The sequence below is a fragment of the Acetobacterium sp. MES1 genome (assembly GCF_002237635.1).
Lineage (GTDB): Bacteria > Bacillota > Clostridia > Eubacteriales > Eubacteriaceae > Acetobacterium > Acetobacterium wieringae.
Genome location: NZ_MJUY01000061.1, coordinates 100,331 through 117,947 on the forward strand (window position 1 = coordinate 100,331; position 17,617 = coordinate 117,947).

16 protein-coding genes are annotated in these 17,617 nt (G+C 45.9%); 8 read left to right on the forward strand and 8 right to left on the reverse strand.

Annotation, left to right across the window (positions count from 1 at the left end; all coding sequences use genetic code 11):
* Positions 1 to 129: 129 nt before the first annotated feature.
* The 4 genes from BI182_RS17140 to cls all read right to left on the reverse strand — a co-directional run bounded on the left by BI182_RS17140 (position 130) and on the right by cls (position 5,390).
* A complete protein-coding gene (locus BI182_RS17140) occupies positions 130 to 1,395 on the reverse strand; it encodes a carbohydrate-binding domain-containing protein (RefSeq protein WP_228878249.1) in 1,266 nt (421 codons plus the stop codon).
* Between the two features lie 216 nt (positions 1,396 to 1,611).
* Positions 1,612 to 2,784, reverse strand: coding sequence for a leucine-rich repeat protein (locus BI182_RS17145; protein WP_286809809.1), 1,173 nt, complete (start codon positions 2,782 to 2,784; stop codon positions 1,612 to 1,614).
* Between the two features lie 281 nt (positions 2,785 to 3,065).
* Positions 3,066 to 3,848 (reverse strand): carbon-nitrogen family hydrolase, encoded by a 783-nt coding sequence (locus BI182_RS17150; RefSeq protein ID WP_286809812.1) that lies wholly within the window; start codon positions 3,846 to 3,848, stop codon positions 3,066 to 3,068.
* A gap of 15 nt (positions 3,849 to 3,863) precedes the next feature.
* On the reverse strand, positions 3,864 to 5,390 hold the full coding sequence (gene cls / locus BI182_RS17155; protein ID WP_286809815.1) for a cardiolipin synthase: 1,527 nt from the start codon (positions 5,388 to 5,390) through the stop codon (positions 3,864 to 3,866).
* Positions 5,391 to 5,831: 441 nt separating this feature from the next.
* Between cls and BI182_RS17160 the strand changes: the two genes are divergently transcribed.
* Genes BI182_RS17160 through BI182_RS17170 form a run of 3 tightly spaced genes read left to right on the forward strand, consistent with a single transcriptional unit; the run spans position 5,832 to position 7,912 of the window.
* A complete protein-coding gene (locus tag BI182_RS17160) occupies positions 5,832 to 6,848 on the forward strand; it encodes a uroporphyrinogen decarboxylase family protein (RefSeq protein ID WP_070370270.1) in 1,017 nt (338 codons plus the stop codon).
* 1 nt (position 6,849) lies between these two features.
* Positions 6,850 to 7,473 (forward strand): GTP-binding protein, encoded by a 624-nt coding sequence (locus tag BI182_RS17165; protein ID WP_070370271.1) that lies wholly within the window; start codon positions 6,850 to 6,852, stop codon positions 7,471 to 7,473.
* Positions 7,466 to 7,912 carry a hypothetical protein gene (locus tag BI182_RS17170; protein ID WP_286809829.1) on the forward strand — a complete coding sequence of 149 codons (447 nt, stop codon included), beginning with the start codon at positions 7,466 to 7,468 and terminating at the stop codon, positions 7,910 to 7,912. The genes BI182_RS17165 and BI182_RS17170 overlap by 8 nt, the downstream gene beginning before the upstream one ends.
* A 70-nt stretch (positions 7,913 to 7,982) precedes the next feature.
* On the opposite strand, the gene BI182_RS17175 is transcribed toward BI182_RS17170, so the two are convergent.
* The 3 genes from BI182_RS17175 to BI182_RS17185 form a co-directional block, all read right to left on the reverse strand.
* Positions 7,983 to 9,797 carry an alkaline phosphatase gene (locus tag BI182_RS17175; protein ID WP_286809830.1) on the reverse strand — a complete coding sequence of 605 codons (1,815 nt, stop codon included), beginning with the start codon at positions 9,795 to 9,797 and terminating at the stop codon, positions 7,983 to 7,985.
* 77 nt (positions 9,798 to 9,874) lie between these two features.
* The gene (locus tag BI182_RS17180; RefSeq protein WP_286809831.1) at positions 9,875 to 10,498 is read right to left on the reverse strand and encodes a response regulator transcription factor; all 624 of its coding nucleotides are present in this window, start codon (positions 10,496 to 10,498) and stop codon (positions 9,875 to 9,877) included.
* Positions 10,499 to 10,520: 22 nt separating this feature from the next.
* Positions 10,521 to 11,585, reverse strand: coding sequence for a sensor histidine kinase (locus BI182_RS17185; protein ID WP_286809832.1), 1,065 nt, complete (start codon positions 11,583 to 11,585; stop codon positions 10,521 to 10,523).
* Between the two features lie 373 nt (positions 11,586 to 11,958).
* Here BI182_RS17185 and BI182_RS17190 point away from each other — a divergent pair, with 373 nt between their 5' ends.
* The 5 genes from BI182_RS17190 to BI182_RS17210 all read left to right on the forward strand — a co-directional run bounded on the left by BI182_RS17190 (position 11,959) and on the right by BI182_RS17210 (position 16,937).
* The gene (locus tag BI182_RS17190) at positions 11,959 to 12,891 is read left to right on the forward strand and encodes an ABC transporter ATP-binding protein (protein WP_286809833.1); all 933 of its coding nucleotides are present in this window, start codon (positions 11,959 to 11,961) and stop codon (positions 12,889 to 12,891) included.
* 8 nt (positions 12,892 to 12,899) lie between these two features.
* Positions 12,900 to 14,027, forward strand: a complete 1,128-nt coding sequence (locus BI182_RS17195; protein WP_148637154.1) for an ABC transporter permease — start codon at positions 12,900 to 12,902, stop codon at positions 14,025 to 14,027.
* Positions 14,014 to 15,180 (forward strand): ABC transporter permease, encoded by a 1,167-nt coding sequence (locus BI182_RS17200; protein WP_148637153.1) that lies wholly within the window; start codon positions 14,014 to 14,016, stop codon positions 15,178 to 15,180. Before BI182_RS17195 ends, BI182_RS17200 begins: the two co-directional genes overlap by 14 nt.
* A gap of 238 nt (positions 15,181 to 15,418) precedes the next feature.
* Positions 15,419 to 16,033, forward strand: a complete 615-nt coding sequence (locus BI182_RS17205) for a DUF6088 family protein (RefSeq protein ID WP_148637152.1) — start codon at positions 15,419 to 15,421, stop codon at positions 16,031 to 16,033.
* On the forward strand, positions 16,020 to 16,937 hold the full coding sequence (locus tag BI182_RS17210) for a nucleotidyl transferase AbiEii/AbiGii toxin family protein (RefSeq protein WP_228878216.1): 918 nt from the start codon (positions 16,020 to 16,022) through the stop codon (positions 16,935 to 16,937). Before BI182_RS17205 ends, BI182_RS17210 begins: the two co-directional genes overlap by 14 nt.
* A gap of 222 nt (positions 16,938 to 17,159) precedes the next feature.
* Here the strand turns inward: BI182_RS17210 and BI182_RS17215 are convergent.
* The coding region (locus BI182_RS17215; protein WP_502691631.1) for an ExeA family protein at positions 17,160 to 17,617 on the reverse strand (458 nt) is incomplete at its 5' end.

Sequence of the window (17,617 nt, forward strand, 5' to 3'; positions counted from 1 at the left end):
AACTCCTTTTATTGATCATTTCGTGATGAATCGATCAGTAATCGGAGTTCATTTTTAACAACCAATAAACGCAACTAAAACCAATGGTTTTCGTCTACTGTACTGCTTTTTTGTGAATAGTGTGTGTATTTATGCTTTGATTTCTTTTTTGCTGATTAGATAAGCCATACCCATCAGTGCTAATAATCCCATAGTAGCCATTAATGCATCTTGACCCATGTCTTGAGTACCAGTTTTTGGGTTAGAAGATGATTTCTGGTAACAGAGATATGGTTCCAGATACAAACAGGATGCGGTCAGATCGACATCACCATAGCAAGGACTGATCCAAACACCTTCGCCGCCATAGATAGCTAACGGATTAACACCACCAGAGGTACAAAGATCCAGAATACCATCTCGGATTACAACCCAGCTAGCTGCATATAATGCAGTTGCTACACCAGTTTCGGTGGTTGATTTAACAGTTGTGTATCCGCCTTTAACGATGGCATCATCGCCAGCGCCAATACCCATGCTCTGGCCACTAACTGAATCAGTAATGACATCGACATCGCCGCCGTTGATTACCAGGTCATTGTCTGCCCAGAGACCATAGGCTCCGCCGGTTCCAGTATGGACTGCCGTTGCATCAAGCCATCCGTCATTGATGATTAAATCACCATTGTCAACAAGTATACCATAGGCATTATGGGTATTGTCACTTGTTAAAGCGGTTAATTCATAATCACCATCATTAAGCACGAGATCGCCGTCCATGACATGAATTGCTGAATATTCGCCGACTGCCGTCAGTTCGCCAGGTCCGCCCATGGTCAGGTTTCCGACAACTTCAACTGCGCAGCCATCCGGATTCACAACAAGGTTTTCACCTTTGAGGATCATGGCAAAATTGCTACCCATATCAGCTGCAACAACCTGTTTGCCAACAAAACCGTTTAAGGTTAAAGCATTGGTTATCGCATCATAAGAGTAGTCAGCACCAACGGTGTTCAGGAGTACATCAATAAAAGTTGTTGCATCTCTCCATAAACCGAGTGCGGGAACTGCTTTTACCTCAATGGTTCCTTCATCTGCTGCAGTTTCGATTACTGGTGCTTCTGCAACGGCTACAACCGGTGCATCAGCAGCTGGGGTTTCAGCAGCTGGCGTTTCCACTGCCGGCGCTGCTGCCACTGGTTCAACCGCCGCTGGCGTTTCCACTGCAGGCGTTTCTGCTGCTGGCGTTTCTACTGCGGTATTTAGCACCTCATCAACTGGTGCTCCCTCAACTTCCAGAACCACGAGTGTTGGTTCTTCAACAACTTCTTCTGCGGCAAATGTTGATACCGGTATTAACATTAACACCATCATCACAACCAGCAACAAAGCCATCAATTTCGACATTTTTTTCACTTCACTATTCCTCCTTTCAATGGAATTGTTTTCTGTGTACATCACACCCCAACTGGTGTGAAATTACACAGTTATCACTACGATATTGTTTTTACCCTCTTTTATCATAAATAACAAAAATATTTAAAAAAAATAAATTATTTGAAATCTTTTTTTGTTAGCCGTTGGCATTCAAGTCCAGCATTTCACCAAAGTCTTTTTTTTGACTTAGTTTTGTTAATTCAAGCTGCTGGCAAACGGCACAACGGTGGCTCCCGGGGCCGCCGAACCACTTGGCACGACGATGATCTGAATGCCTTCCAACCGCAGTGCCATCCCTTCGGTACCGGCACTGGCACCGTTTTTAGCCCAGTCCAACCAGCCATAATTCTGGGCATGGACACGATAATAAACATCATATTTACCCACATCGACACCATCGAGCTCAATCCGGATTCCTTCCAGACGCAGACTAAGACCGGTTGTTCCACTAAGGTCACCGTTGCTAACCATTGGTTGCCAACCGATATTCTGAACATGGGTCTGATACTGAATGGCCACATTGACTTCGCTGTTATCCACCAGAATTTTGATTCCTTCCAGGCGCAGGCCCTGGCCAACCGTCCCACTGGTTTCACCATTTTTTTTGGCACTCTGCCAGCCGACATTCTGAACATGCGTGGAATAGTACACATCCACATAGGAAGCAGGCAGGCTGATAAAGGGTCGCATATTTGCATACGCATACGATTCTGCGGTCGATCCGGCATAACCGTAGATGGTAAGATGGGGAATGGTTCCGAATACCTGTCCATCAAAAGTCAGGGTGCTGTTAAAAATAGTAATTTTAGTCAGGGCATTGCAATTGGCAAAGGCCGCATAACCAATGGTCGTAACGGAACTGGGGATAATGATGCTGTTCAGCGCCTGGGCACCCCAGAACGAACCATTTCCGATGGTTGTTAAACCGTTTCCTAAAAAGACCGAATCCAGATTGGGACAATTGTAAAACGAACGCATCCCCAAACTTGTCACACTGTTAGGCAGGTTCACACCCGTTAAGCTGGTGTTTCCGTTAAATACATCGCTGCCTATTTCCAGCACACTTTTGCCATCAAGTGTAGCTGGGATATCGACATTACCACCGCTTCCCGTATAGGCAACAATCCTGATCCCCCCGACGATCGTATCATACCAGTAATCCCCGGCATGAATGCTGTTAAGCGAAATTTCTGACCGTTGTGTTCCTTCATTTAAGCTCTGGTTTTCATCACTGGCTTCCAAAGCCACGTTATCGATTAATTCGGTGTCGAGGTTCTGTTCTTTAGCCATAACGCCAATTGGAACCATCCCGATGCAGATACCCGCAATGATCAGCCCACTGAATATATGTTTTACTATACCGTTCACTTTTTGCCTCCTTTTTTTAATACTTCTCACGTTCTTGCGATATTAAAAGCATCGCACACGGCACTTTCGCAATTGTCTAAACTAATTCTTTACCATGTTCTTCAATGAACTAATCTGATCGCGATCTGTTCATCGTCTTCTGTAAAACCTTTGCTTATATGATCATCTTACCCTGAACTCATGGATTTAAACGATGGGTGTCGTTTTACTGATGCCATAAAAAAAGATCCGCTACCAGGTAACGCATCTTTTTTTGGTATAATATCATTATCCAAGCTTTCTTAATACAATTCAGGTCTCCGATCTTTAAAAACGGTCATGCTCTTTCTGGTTTGATCCAGTTCAGCCACGTCCACATCGGCGATAATCAATTTTTCTTCCGGGTCAGCTCCAGCATCTGCCAGCAGCTTGCCCAAAGGATCAATGATCATCGAGTTGCCGGCGTTTTGTTGATCCTTTACTGCCGCACCACAGCCATTGACAGCGACCACAAAAAACTGATTTTCGATGGCCCGGGCCTGATTCAGAACCCGCCAGTGATGAACCCGGGGCAAGGGCCACTCAGCCGGGACAAAAAGCACCTTTGTTCCAGCCAGCGCCTGTTTTCTGGACCATTCGGGGAAACGGATCTCATAACAGATGATGATCCCGCAGGGAATGCCGTCAAGGTCAAAGGTAACCAACTGCTGGCCCGCCCCGAAACGCTTGTCTTCACCGGCATAACTAAACAGGTGGGCCTTGTCATAATCGGCAATAATTACTCCCTGCCGATTAACCACGTAGCCGGTATTATAAAAATAACTGCCTTTTTTAGTGGCCACCGAACCACCGACAATGTTAATCTGCAGTTCTCTGGCCAATTGGCTCAGAAACACCTCCGCCCGGTGCCCATCCGCCAACCGTTCATCCAGATCATCGGTAACAAATCCACCGCTCCACATTTCCGGTAACACGGCTACATCCGCCCCAGCGGCTGCTGCCTGGCGAATTAAGCTCTCGGCATTACGATAATTTACGTCGATCTGTTTTAGGATCACCTGCATTTGAATTGCACATATTTTCATTTGATATCCTTTCAATTACATCAAGGGTGCCATAATTCTTAAAACTGCCTGCCCCACTTTTGTTAAAAATGTGGTTTGCTCCCAATCCGAATAATGCACTTCCCGACTCGCATTGATACAATCCATCAAGTCCGCCTTGATTTCCTGCACTGTTGGCGAGCTGCAAACCCAGGTACCGCATTCGTAATTCCAGGTCAGGCTGCGATAATCCATATTGATGGAGCCAACGATAGCAACCTGATCGTCGGTGACCAGTACCTTGCCGTGAATAAAGCCCGGGGTGTATTCATAGATCCGCACCCCTTCAGCCAGCAGATCACCGTAAAATGCCCGGGTGGTGGCATAAACCAGTTTTTTATCGGGAATACCCGGGGTAATGATTCGCACATCCACTCCGCTACGGGCCGCCAGCAAAATACAGTTTGTCAGATCCGTATCCAGAATCAGATAAGGGGTCGTCAGATAGAGATACTCTTTAGCGTTGGCAAAAATTGTCATATAGGTGTTGGCCGCCGGATTTCGGGGGTTCATCGGACCATCACAAAACGGCATCACTAATTCATTGCCTGTTTCCGGAGCGGCTGTCGCCTTGAAGTCGTCCAGTTGCGAAACCGCCCCGGTCGAGTAGTCCCACATATTAATAAACATGGTGGTGAGGCTAAAAACCGCCGCCCCTTCGAGCCGAATGGCCATATCCTTCCAATGGCCGAAACGCACCTTTTGATTGATGTATTCATCACCGATATTAATGCCACCGGTGATGGCCACCCGGCCATCAACTATGGTCATCTTGCGGTGATCCCGAAAGCTGATAAACTTAAACAGTGATGGCGAAAAAGGGTTATACGGAATACTCTTTATCCCGTGTGCCGCACAGCTTTGATAAAAATCTTTGGGCAGGGTCGACAGACTTCCCATCTCGTCCACCAACATCCGGATTTCTACCCCGGCCGCCGCTCTTTCATAGAGGGCGGCCATCAGTTCATCGTACATTTTACCACCGGTAACAATAAAATATTCCAGAAAAATAAATTCTTCAGCCGTTTTAATGGCTTCCAGGTTCGCCCGATGCATGTCCTCGCCCAGCTTCAAATAGGTCGTTCGGGTATTTTGCCAAACCGGCAGATCACTCAGCCGATGAACCAGCTCCACCTGTTTTCTGATGCTCTTGTCATCAATCGATTCCAACACAGCCTGGTTCTGTTCCAATCTTAAAAAGGTACGCTGATTCACTTCATCCCAGCGTTTTTTTGATTTTTTGGGAACCCGCTGCCGTCCCCAGATAAAATAAATAACAATCCCAACGGCTGGAAATGCCAATACAAAAATGATCCATGAAATTTTATAGGCGGCCGTCTTTTTGCGATAGACAATATTAAGCACCACAAAAACAGCCACCCCTTCAATGATCCAATAGGCAACCACTGCATCTTCAGAAAACTGCAGGATAACCAATCCGATGATTCCTAATTGCAAAGCAATTAAAACCACATTGATTATCAACCTGAACCTGTTTTGATAATGGTTCGACGAACTTCTCATTGCAACCTCTCTCCCACTCATTTCATAAAAAATCGGATCTCCCCGATTTCGCTGACTACTTTTTTTGTATTTTTATGCTTTTTTAATTATATGCTATGTTTAAGTCAGACACAACCAGCTAACGGCGTTTTTAGCGGATTAACAAAACCTATTGACTAAGCAGCTTTTGTCAGTAGCTCTGCCTTACTTGTCTCACTTACATATTTTGAATTTATTTAATAATCGCAGTCACCATCAATCGATCTTTTTTAACCGAGAAGCTTTTACTTGCTGACCAGTTCACATATTTTTTAGGTATTGCATCATTTTATTATGATATCAGGACAACTATCGTTTATGAAAACGATATTATAGTAAATTTATTTATTATTACAAATGTATTGACAAAACCGTATTTGAATATTAAACTTGTTTATAATTCAACCATTAAGGAGGACAAGCATGACAGCTCATTTAACTCAGAAGGAAAATTTTTTGCGGGTAGCCCGGGGCGAAATGCCGGAATATGTGCCGGTTTCATCTTATTTCGGTCCTAATGCACCGCTTCTTACCATGGCCGACCCCTGTATTTTAGGCAGTTTTCGGGGGCCTGGGGGCGGTGTCGACCCCTGGGGCGTCACCTTTGTAACCGGTGAAGAAATTAATTTTGCCGCCCTGCCAAAACCCAATGACTTTATTTTGACCGATGTGACAAAATGGCGGGATGTGATCAAAGCTCCGGACTATACCGGCTTTGACTGGGAAGCAGCAGCCCGGGATGACCGTAAAAAATACGTTCAGGATCCTGACCAAACAGCCTTTGTTCTCAGTGGATTTGCTGACTTATTTCAGCAGTTCATCGGGTTTATGGGCTTTACTGAGGGGCTTTGCGCCATCTATGAAGAACAGGAAGAAGTTGAAGAGCTGCTTGACTACATGCTGGAACACTCCCTCTATATCACCAAAAATCTGCTTCACTTTTATAAACCGGAAGGCTATTACCTGCTCGATGATACCGCTTCAAAACTCAACCCCTTTATTTCGCCCAAATTATTTGAAGAGATCTTTGTACCGCGTTATAAAAAATGTCTGGATCTGGTCAGAGACGAAAATATTCCAATTTTTTACCATAATTGCGGTCGCTGCGAAGATTTGATCCCCTCAATGGTGGACATCGGGGTCAACGTTTGGGATCCGGCTCAGGTTGAAAATGATCTGGTGGGAGTAAAACAAAAATATGGCGCCAAGCTGGCAATCAACGGCGGTTTTGAATTTAGAATGCCCAGCACCTGGCCAGTGGTCGATGAAGAAGAAGTCCGGGAAGCGGTTCGGAACACCTTTGATCGACTTGCACCCAACGGCGGTTTTATCTTCAATGGGATGCTGACCTCGCTGGATTATTTTGACCCCAAGGTTCAGGAAGTCAACGGCTGGATCGTCGATGAAGCAAATCGTCTGAGCAAAACAGTTTACAATTAATATGAACATTATTATCTTAGGGGGATTTCTGGGTTCCGGAAAAACCAGCGTTTTATTGCAGCTGGCTGGCCATCTGATCGGGAATCAGCCTTCCAATACGACCCGGGTGGTCATTCTGGAAAATGAAATCGGTGAGGTCAGTGTTGATGACAGCTTACTCAAAAAAAACGGCTACCAGGTAACCAATCTATTTTCCGGCTGCGTCTGCTGTACCATGTCCGGAGAACTGATTCTGAATCTGCATCGGATCAGAACCGATTTCAATCCCGAGCTGATAATCATGGAAACGACTGGCGTGGCCTTTCCCGATAACATCCGCCAGACCATCAACCAGTCGCTGCCAGAACTTACGGTTCAGGTCACCTGTATCACCGATGCCAAACGCTGGTTGCGGCTGCTGCAGCCTATGGAGATGCTCCTGGAAGGGCAACTGGAAGCTGCTGATGTGATTCTGATCAATAAGATCGATCTGGTCGACGACCAGACCTTGTCCGAAGTGGAGACTTCCATCCGATCCTTTAACGACCACGCCAAATGCTTCAGAATCAGCGCCGCCCAGCCGATTGACCCGGTCATTTGGGGAACCATCTTGAATACCGAACAGGAGGCACCAATCAATGAATAGCCAACAACCTCACCATCGTCATGACGAAAATTGTGGTTGTCATGGTGACCATCACCATGCTGCGCCCGCCCATCAACCTGAGCGCCATCAACACAACCCTCAAGCGATTACGGTAAAAACCCATGATGCCAGCCTGGTTGGCTCATATCGCTTAACGATTGAGTTGAGCTTTGAAGAAGCAGTAACCACCCTGGATGCGGCGCTTAAAAAAATCGCCGCCCAAATTACTGAACGGGGGGGAATCATCGGCCATATCAAGGCCAATCTGACTGCCGAAGGTCAAAGCTGTATGATTTCCCTCACCGAAGAAAAATCCGACCAGCATTACAACGACAGCCGTCGCTGTCAGGTAGAAGGAGTGGCGATTGTCTTCGGTATCTTACCTGAGCAGTTGACTGCGATTCTCAACACCGTTCTGGGCCCTTACCGCTTGGCCTAATGCCGTATCTAAACGAACTTGAAAAATACCTGTTACCGCATTATTGTATGCTGCGTAACAGGTATTTTTGTTATTTTAGTAATTCCCGGATCACCCTGGGAATATCGGTGTTATTGATATAGGCACCCCGAACCGGGTCGGAACCCACAGCATATTTTCTAAACAAATCGGAACCCGGCCCTTTGGCAAAAATAGGCACCAGCTGATTCGTATGGCTTTGGCTGTTCCAGACCATCGTCGGCATGACCCCTTTTCCATTATTGACCACCTCATTATAAATACCACTACTGCCTGTTAAATAGCCGGTTTCGTGATCACTGGTGACAATCACCAGGGTTTCTGACCAACTGCTGTTACCTTCCACCCAGTCACACACCGCGGCAACGGCCTGGTTAAACGCAGTTTCTTCTTCAATCATTCGACCACTCTGATTCTTACTGGCGGCCCAATCAACAGCGCCGCCTTCAATCATCAGGAAAAATCCCTCCTCGTTATTGTCCAGTACATTAAGGGAAGCCCGGGCCATTGTCGCCAGCGAGGGCACCTGATTATTCAACGCAACCGCAAAAGGCTGGGCATTAACATCGCCAGTCCGGCCATACTGCAGGGTCGTATAAACCGGTGGCACGCCGATCACCCGATCCGGTGCGGCTCCGCTCTGGAGGGCTTCAAAATCGGCCTTGGTCTGGATCAGCTGCCATGAGTCAGGATCGCCATCACCATCAGCATCATTGCCCAAGGCTCCCGCCTCCAGAGCCTCCCAGGTTTCCTGACCTCCAACAAATTGATAATGCTCGGCTTCAATGCTGCTACGTTTAACGCTGTCATCATTATATAAAGGATTTCCGGCGCCCATGATCACATCAATCCTACTGTCTCTGATCATTTCATTGGCAATTCCACTGTAATTACTGCGATCCGTGTCATGCGCCACAAAAGCTGCCGGGGTGGCATGACTGAGTTCCACTGAGGTGACCACTCCGGTGGATTTTCCGTTTGCTTCAAAATCTTCAGTCAGATTACGTAAATTATTCTGATTGGGATCGACTCCGACCGCGCCATTATAGGTTTTAGTACCGGTGGCCATGGCAGTGGCAGAAGCGGCGGAATCCGTCGGCCTGTTTTTCAGCTCATCAAAACTGCTCCAAATCGTGGCTGGATCATACGTATAACGGGCATCATCTGCAGATTCGATTTTTCCGGTCGAATAGGTGCTCATAAAATACTGGGTTGGAAAGTTCTCATATACCTGGATTCCGTCCTGACCACCGGTGAAATAGTCGGTAGCTAGAATATGGTTGGCACCGCATCCATCTGAAATCAGCACGATTACGTTTTTAAAAGCAGTTGTGTCGTCCGGCGGGGCTGCTCCTTTGGGGGTGATCACCATCCGGATCGCTTCCATCCGATAGGAAAGCCCTTCGGTTCCTGCTAACTCACCGTTTTTAACCCATTGTTGCCAGCCCTGATTCTGAACATGCGCCTGATAATACACGTCAAATTTCTCCGCTTCAGAACCAGTGAGTTTGATGCGGACTGCTTCCATCCGTAATGACCGGCCTGTCGTCCCAGCCTCGGCACCGTCATCAACCCAGTTCTGCCAGCCGATATTCTGAACATGGGTTTGGTAGGTAATTCCTAAATTGGGGGGATCGTTTATCTTTAATCTGATCCCTTCCAGACGCAGTGACCGGCCCGTCGTTCCGCTGACACCAGCATCCGACTGCCATTCCTGCCAGCCGACATTCTGGATATGGGTTTGGTAACTGCTCTGGAAAGTCACAGCCTGCGGCTTTGTTTCCACTGCGTTGACACAAACCGACAAGGAAATCATTAGCATCAATCCGAGCAGCATCATCCACATTCCAGTTCTTATCTTTTTCATGGTTTCATCTTCTTTCATCGTAAAGAGATTATCCCCAACATCAGCGATGGCTTTTTTTGCTTTTAACTGCTAAAACCTCAGTTCAGGTTTTTGTAGAAAAAGATGGCCAACTGAGTCCGATCCCGGAGATTCAGTTTTTCCAAAATCACGCTAATGCGGTTTCGCACGGTTCCTTCACTTAAATACAGGCTCTCGGCAATTTCCCGGTTACTAAGCCCCTGGGCCACCCGGTCGAGCAGTTCCCGTTCCTTCTCACTCAGATCAAAACAATCTACCGACCGGGGTTCTTGCTGATTAATCAGTCCTGGAATCTTGGTCACAATATCCTGCCCAAAGACACTTTGACCGATCTCTACTGCTCTTAGGGCAGGTACAATGCTTTCAAAATCCTGTTTGATGATATACCCTTTTGCTCCCAGTTTAAGCGCTTTGATAATATATTCATCATCTAAAAAAGTAGTTAAAAATAAAATTCGGGCCGTTTGATCAATGGCCAGGATGGCCGCAGCGGCTTCCAGCCCGGTCATCACCTCCATCCGGATATCCATCAGCAGCACATCCGGTTTAAGCTTACGGTATAAGGCAATCGCTTCTTCGCCATTGTGCCCGATTCCAATCACTTCAATATCCCCCTGAGCTTCAATAATGGTTTTTAGTGATGCACAGACCAGCCGGTCATCATCGACAACAAGTATTTTCATGGTTCCCCCTTATTTATTTTAATTAGTCATTTTTAGGCACGGAGATAAAGATCCGAAATCCCCGCTCCGCAGTGATATGAACGTTGCCATTCAGGGCAGCCACCCGGTCACCGATATTTTTTAGCCCGATACCATCGCCATTAAGATTTCCGCTGCCGCTGCCGTTATCCTGTACCACCAGCTGGATCAATCCCGGATGTTCCCGAACCACCAGTTCCACTTCATTGGCCTGAGAATGACGGATCGTATTGGAGAAGGCTTCCTTGACCACCGCGATAAAACAATATTTCACTTCTTTATCCAAGGGTGATTCCACATCATAGTCAAATTTAACCGGACAAAATTCAAAATTCTTAATCAGTTTCTGCAGTTCCAGCTGCAAATCCAGTGATTCATCGTGAAGATCGTGGACGCTGTTTCGAATGCTATCCATGGCTTCTGAAAGGGTTTCTTTGATCTGAATTAACCCTTCCCGGGTTTTTGCTTCTTCACTGATTGCCAACAGTGCCCCGGTTTGCAAAATACTCCGGGACAGCATATGGCCAACATTATCATGAATATCCCGGGCGATCCGGTTGCGTTCAGTCAGAGTGGCCAGATTCAGTTCATAATCCTGCTTTTCCAGTAGCATCTGATTCTTTTTTTCCAGCTGCAGGGCCGTTTCCCGGGTGGTGTCCCGGAGAGCATTGTAATCCTGTCTGAGTGTTTCCAGCGAGAGCGTCCGTTTTTTGACAAAATAAGCCACCAACATAAATACCGGAATCAGCACCACCGCAGTGCCACTCAGCGCTGTAAAACCGGTTGCGGCTGGCAGCAGCGCCAGCGTCCACAACCATTTATAGCGGGAAATCAAAATGTCATAGCCGATCAGTGGCACAAATAAAAGATAAACCGGCTCAAAAAAACAGATTAGCAGATAGCCGCCAAACAATCCCACCGTCACCGGCCCTTCCGTTAAATAACTGGAGGCCGCTGCAAAAATCACCGCCACCAGTACCGGAGCAATCAGTAGCACATTATCCACCGTGGTTAGATACAAGGCCAGACAGAATCCAAAAACAATTACCTTATCAATCAGCTTATTCATTTTTACCTGCCTTTATCAGAATCGCATCGCTGTCAGCACTATAATTGAGGTATTGCTATACTCCCGTACCGACCAATTGTTAATCTGTTGTTCGCTGCGGAATCGGACAGGCGCTGCCGTGTCCGCTCCGATGCGTACAACATGATGTAACAATTGTCGGTACTAGGTTAACTTTTTTTGACAGTCTGAATCGTATCGCTGTCAGCAGTACGATTTTATCATTACTTTAACATAAATGGTGACATTTGTCATACCCGATCGGGAGGCTTATCACTATTAAAGCGTGTGCCAATGGCGTAAGATAAAAGCATCAACAAATTTAAAACTGTTTGCGCTGCTGCTAATGCAGGCATACCGATAAAGGAGAAAGAAAATGGTTATCAATGTTAAGAATCTGGTCAAGCGTTACAATGATCTGATCGCTCTCGATCACTTCAATCTGGCGGTACAGGAAGGGGAAGTCCTCGGGCTGCTGGGCCCCAACGGTTCAGGAAAAACCACCGCCATCAACTGTATTTTATCGCTCTTAAAATACGATAAGGGAACAATTGAAATCTTCGATCAGCCAATGTCTCCGGATGCCTATCATCTCAAGCGGGACATCGGGATTGTCATGCAGAATGTCGCTGTTTTTAATGAACTGACTGTATATGAAAATATCGACTACTTTTGCGGTCTGTACATTACTGACAAACAGACCCGTAAAAAACTGGTGGCCGAGGCCATTGATTTTGTCGGTCTGAATGATTTTTCCAAATTCTATCCCAAAAAACTCAGCGGTGGTCTCCTGCGGCGTCTGAACATCGCCTGTGGAATTGCCCATAAACCGAAACTGATTATTCTGGACGAACCGACGGTAGCCGTCGATCCTCAGAGTCGTAACAATATTCTGGAAGGGATCCAGAAGCTGAATCAGCAAGGCGCTACGATTATTTACACCTCGCATTATATGGAAGAGGTGGAGCAGATCGCCAGCCGCATCGCCATCATGGATAAGGGTAAGATCATTGCCATGGGCACCAACGAAGAGCTTAAGAAAATGATTAAGTCCGGAGAACACATCAACCTTGAACTGCTCAACCCCGAAGATCTCGACCTGGCCGGAATTAACGCCCTACCCCATATCATTTCAGCCGAACGCCGTGACCACCAGCTGGTGATCAAGTCTGAGCGTGGTAAGAATAATCTGATCCCCATTCTGGATCACCTGAAAGATCAACAGATTGCCATTGGAAAAATCTATTCCGAGCCACCGACACTTAACGATGTCTTTCTGGAAATCACCGGCAAAGAGCTGCGAGATTAGGAGGAGTCATGTTTTTATTTAATTATCGCTATCGCCTCAAGTGCATTCTTCGGGATCGGGAATTGATGTTCTGGACCCTGATGTTTCCAATTCTTTTGGCCACCCTGTTCAATCTGGCTTTTTCTAATATTACCAGCGCCGAAGAATTTGTTAAAGTCAAGGTAGCCGTCGTAAAAAATGAAGAGCTTGATGCCAACCCGGCTTTTACCGCCGCTCTGGACGACACCGGTAATATTTTTGAGGCGACCTACACCACCCGAACAGAAGCAGAGGCACTGCTCACCGACAATCAGATTGACGGGTATATTATTTTCGACCCGGATCTCAATCTGGTAGTCAACCGATCTGGTCTTAATCAGACCATTATACGGGGCTTTCTGGATGATTTTTTACAATCTTCGGCTACCATCGTCACCGTCATCACCAAAAATCCCGCTGCCCTGGATCAAGGCATCCTGGCCGGGATTGCCAATCGCTCCGAATACTTGCGGGCTGTTTCGGCCAGCAACTCCAACCCCGATCCGGTTGTCAATTACTTTTATGCGTTAATTGCAATGACCTGTTTATACGGCGGCTTTCTGGGAGTCAAAGAAGTGGTGGCTATCCAGGCTGATCTTTCGGATGTCGGGGCCCGAATCAATCTGGCTCCAACCAATAAGCTAAGTGTCTTTATCTCTTCAATGCTGGCGGCTACCACTGTTCAACTGGCAGAACTGCTGATTCTGCTGGCCTTTGTGATCGGCGTGTTGGGAATCAGCTTCGGCGATCAGCTGGGCTACATTGCTCTGACCTGTGTCGTCGGAAGCCTCACCGGAGTAACCTTCGGGGCCTGCGTCGGTGTCATCGTCAAAAAAGGTGAGGGACTAAAAACAGGAATCCTAATCGGTTCCACCATGACGATGTGCTTTCTGGCCGGAATGATGTTTGCCGACATGAAGTATATTGTCGCCACCAAAGTCCCGATTCTTGGCTACCTCAACCCGGCCAACCTGATCACCGACAGTTTTTATGCCCTCTATTACTATAATACGCACACCCAGTTTTTCACCGATATCCTGCTGTTGTGTGGATTCACCGTTTTATTCAGCGCAATCACGTACTTTGTGTTAAGGAGACAGAAATATGCAAGTTTATAAAGCTTTTTTTCGAATTATCCAGAAAAATCGTGGCCAGATCCTCATCTATCTGGTGGTCTTTATGGTGCTGGCACTGCTATTGACCAACGCCTACAACCCACCCCAGGATACTGATTTTACCAAAACCCGGGTCAATATTGCCTTTATTAATGAAGACGATGATTCTCAACTGGTGGCAGGGCTTAAAAACTATCTGGGCGAATACGCCAACCTGGTGGATCTTCCTGATGATTCCCAAAAACTTCAGGATGCGCTTTTTTTCCGGCAGGTGGTATACATCCTGCGGGTGCCGGAAGGCTTCACCACAGCGATGCTAAACGGCCAGGAAATCCAACTGGAAAAAACCATCGTCCCTGATTCCCCCAGTAACATTTATATGGATCTGCTGATCAACAAATACTTAAATACTGCAAAAACCTATATCACTTATCTACCCGAACTAACCCAGACCGAACTGGTCAGCTACCTGAAAACAGATCTGACCAAAGAAACCGAGGTCACGGTGATCTCGAGTGTTTTCCACTCGGACAACGCCGAAAAATCCGGCTACTATTTTAACTATCTTTCCTATTCGCTGTTTGCCATTCTGATTCTGGGGGTCTGTTCGGTGATGCTGGTCTTTAATGATACCGATCTAAAACGGCGCAACCTCTGTTCGCCGATGCGCGCAGCAACAATGAACGTTCAGATGATTCTCGGCAACCTCAGTTATGCGGTGCTGACCTGGTTGGTGCTGATCTCCGCCAGCTTTGTGATGTATGGCAGCTACATGTTCACCACCAATGGCCTGCTGCTGTTGCTTAATTCCTTTGTCTTTACCCTGGCAGCACTTTCAATCAGCTATCTGATCGGTAATCTGGTTAAAAGCCGGGGCGCCATGTCAGCAGTGGCCAATGTCTTCGCCCTGGGCACCAGCTTTCTCAGCGGTGTCTTTGTACCCCAGGAACTGCTTGGTCCCAATGTCCTGATGATTGCCAGCTTTACCCCAACCTACTGGTATGTTAAGGCCAATAATGAAATCGCAGCTGCCGCCAATTTCAATACCGACACGCTCCAGTCGATTTTTACCAGCATGGTACTGGTGCTGGCCTTTGGGGTAGCGGTCCTGGGGGTAACCCTGGTGCTGATTAAGCAGCGTCGAGTGGAAGGGTGATTGGTTGGATCGATACATAGAAAGTAAAAAACAGGTTCGGGACAACGAGGGGGTTGTCCTGACCTGTTTGTTTTATTCGTTGGAAAATCGTCTCCAACTGCTGAGATAACAACAACTTGAGTCAGATCGATAGCAACCATCATCCTTTGCTTAAACAATGTCACAATTTTATACATTGTTCTTATAAATACTTGCCTATCCTTCCCAAACCAACTATAATAAAGATGAGGTGATACCGATGCTGACACTTGCTCAAATTAAATCTGAATTTAAACCAAATACCCCAATTTTTTTATCTGATCTGGAAAATGCAAACATAATTTCCGGTGATGCGTTAAGAAAATCCTTTTCCCGGATGGCTAAGACCGGAGCGCTCCGACGCTTTCAAAAGGGTATTTACTATATCCCAGAAAAAACCATCTTTGGTGAATCGTCGCTAAATCCCGCTGATGTGATCCGGCGAAAATATCTTAGCGACGATAACAATCAGTACGGCGTTTTAACCGGTCTGGCCTTGCTGAATAAATGGGGGCTCACCACCCAGGTTCCCAACGTCATCGAAATTTCAACCAACAATGAAACCAACCGCAAGCGACAAGTTCTAGTCGGCGGTCAAGCTGTGATTCTCAGGCGTTCCCGAACGCCTATTACCAATGAAAATGGAACCCTGATTGAATTTCTCGAAGCCCTTTCAAGCATCGATTTTAACAATGTCGAACAGCTTAATTATTTGTGTAACTACCTTAAAAGCCAAAGCTTTTCACGGTCGCTACTCGATCAGGCACTCATCGCCTATCCTAAAAAAATTTATCAAGAATTGGTTGAAAGTGGGATGATTAATGATTTTGCATAAGGATGAAGTCAATTTCAGAGAGAGTGTTTTAAGAACCAGTGCATATTTTAAGATTGCCCCTGATATTGTTGTTAAGGATTATTTTGTTACGCTTTTTTTAAAGACGTTGAAAACCAATTTGCCAAATTTTATTTTTAAAGGCGGAACATCTTTATCCAAGTGTTACAAAGCAATCAATCGATTTTCAGAAGATATTGATCTTTCATACTATCCAATCAATGATGGAAAAATCACACAAAGTACAATCAAAGAAACAAACCGAAAAATCAGACAAACAATTGAAGATCTTGGATTTGAATATTTGAATGCTACTGATTTCAAATCAGGACGAAAATTTCAAAGATTTCTGGTTCAGTATACCTATCAGGAAAACCACGTTGTAGTCAGAGATCATATTGTCGTCGAAAATACCCTGCTTTCCCTGGCTTTTCCCGTACAGGAATTAGAAATCAATTGTTTAATGGCAGATTATCTTCTGGTACAACAATTTCCAGAAATCATCAAGACCTACCATTTAGAACCCTTCCCGGTTTATGCTCAGGATATTGGACGTACTTTTATTGATAAGGTCTTCGCCGTCTGTGATTATTACATTGAAAATAATCCAACTGAACATTCCCGACATCTCTATGATTTATCGATGATCATTGACAGACTGGGTAATCTGGAATCTCTTATTCCGCTGATTGCTGAGGTCCGAATTGAACGACACAATAATCCCAGCTGCCATTCAGCCAACCAAAATCTGAATGGCATTCTTACCGAGATTATTGCCGAAAACTTTTACCAAAAAGACTATCAAAAAATCACATTGCAGTTATTATATGACCCAGTAGCCTATGATGATGTCATTCAGACTTTAAGAAGAATAATTGAATCCCGGCTATTCGCTATCGATTGCTGATTTTAATAAGATCGACAACGATTGCCGATAGCATGATGGGCTCTTTTACGTTGCCTGCTGTAAATTTTCACATTATTTCGGACTGGTTTAATCACAATAAAACGGATGAAAAAGAACGGAATAATGTAAAAATTATGAGTTGTTGAAAATAAAACGCCAGTCTTTAATCACATAATCACGCTTTATTTCTCCAGAAAAAAAGGGAAGTAACGCCGTCAGGCGTTAAATCCCAGCTTCCGCAGAAGCGGCAAAAACAATCTCTTCATCGATAAGATCGGTTTGCTTTTGAAAGGCGAGAATCAGACATTGGGTAACCAGATTACCGACTAATCGGGGATAACCGCCAGTGGATGACGAAATGGCTTCATAAGCATTCTCGTTGATCAGATTCCGTGAAACACCGGCATGCTTAAACCGGTGTTTGATATAGTCCCGGACCTCATCCGGTGTCAGCGGCGAGAAATGAAACCGGGTCACCAGTCGCTGATCCAGCGACCGGTTCTGGTTTAAGGCCAGGCGGTTGGCCAGCGTTGGTAAACCAGTGAGAATCAGGATAAAAGGATTACGTTTATCCATGTCAAAGTTAAAAATAATGCTCAGATCGTGAAGAAACTGGGCGGTCGCCGACTGCATCTCATCGAGGATAAAGACCGGCGTGATGCGACGCTTATCATAAAGAT

Bases quoted from the DNA above. Each gene is read 5' to 3' on its own strand.
- BI182_RS17150 (WP_286809812.1), bottom strand. From the start codon at position 3,848: ATGAAAATATGTGCAATTCAAATGCAGGTGATCCTAAAACAGATCGAC.
- cls (WP_286809815.1), bottom strand. From the start codon at position 5,390: ATGAGAAGTTCGTCGAACCATTATCAAAACAGGTTCAGGTTGATAATC.
- BI182_RS17160 (WP_070370270.1), top strand. From the start codon at position 5,832: ATGACAGCTCATTTAACTCAGAAGGAAAATTTTTTGCGGGTAGCCCGG.
- BI182_RS17165 (WP_070370271.1), top strand. From the start codon at position 6,850: ATGAACATTATTATCTTAGGGGGATTTCTGGGTTCCGGAAAAACCAGC.
- BI182_RS17170 (WP_286809829.1), top strand. From the start codon at position 7,466: ATGAATAGCCAACAACCTCACCATCGTCATGACGAAAATTGTGGTTGT.
- BI182_RS17175 (WP_286809830.1), bottom strand. From the start codon at position 9,797: ATGAAAAAGATAAGAACTGGAATGTGGATGATGCTGCTCGGATTGATG.
- BI182_RS17180 (WP_286809831.1), bottom strand. From the start codon at position 10,498: ATGAAAATACTTGTTGTCGATGATGACCGGCTGGTCTGTGCATCACTA.
- BI182_RS17185 (WP_286809832.1), bottom strand. From the start codon at position 11,585: ATGAATAAGCTGATTGATAAGGTAATTGTTTTTGGATTCTGTCTGGCC.
- BI182_RS17190 (WP_286809833.1), top strand. From the start codon at position 11,959: ATGGTTATCAATGTTAAGAATCTGGTCAAGCGTTACAATGATCTGATC.
- BI182_RS17195 (WP_148637154.1), top strand. From the start codon at position 12,900: ATGTTTTTATTTAATTATCGCTATCGCCTCAAGTGCATTCTTCGGGAT.
- BI182_RS17200 (WP_148637153.1), top strand. From the start codon at position 14,014: ATGCAAGTTTATAAAGCTTTTTTTCGAATTATCCAGAAAAATCGTGGC.
- BI182_RS17205 (WP_148637152.1), top strand. From the start codon at position 15,419: ATGCTGACACTTGCTCAAATTAAATCTGAATTTAAACCAAATACCCCA.
- BI182_RS17210 (WP_228878216.1), top strand. From the start codon at position 16,020: ATGATTTTGCATAAGGATGAAGTCAATTTCAGAGAGAGTGTTTTAAGA.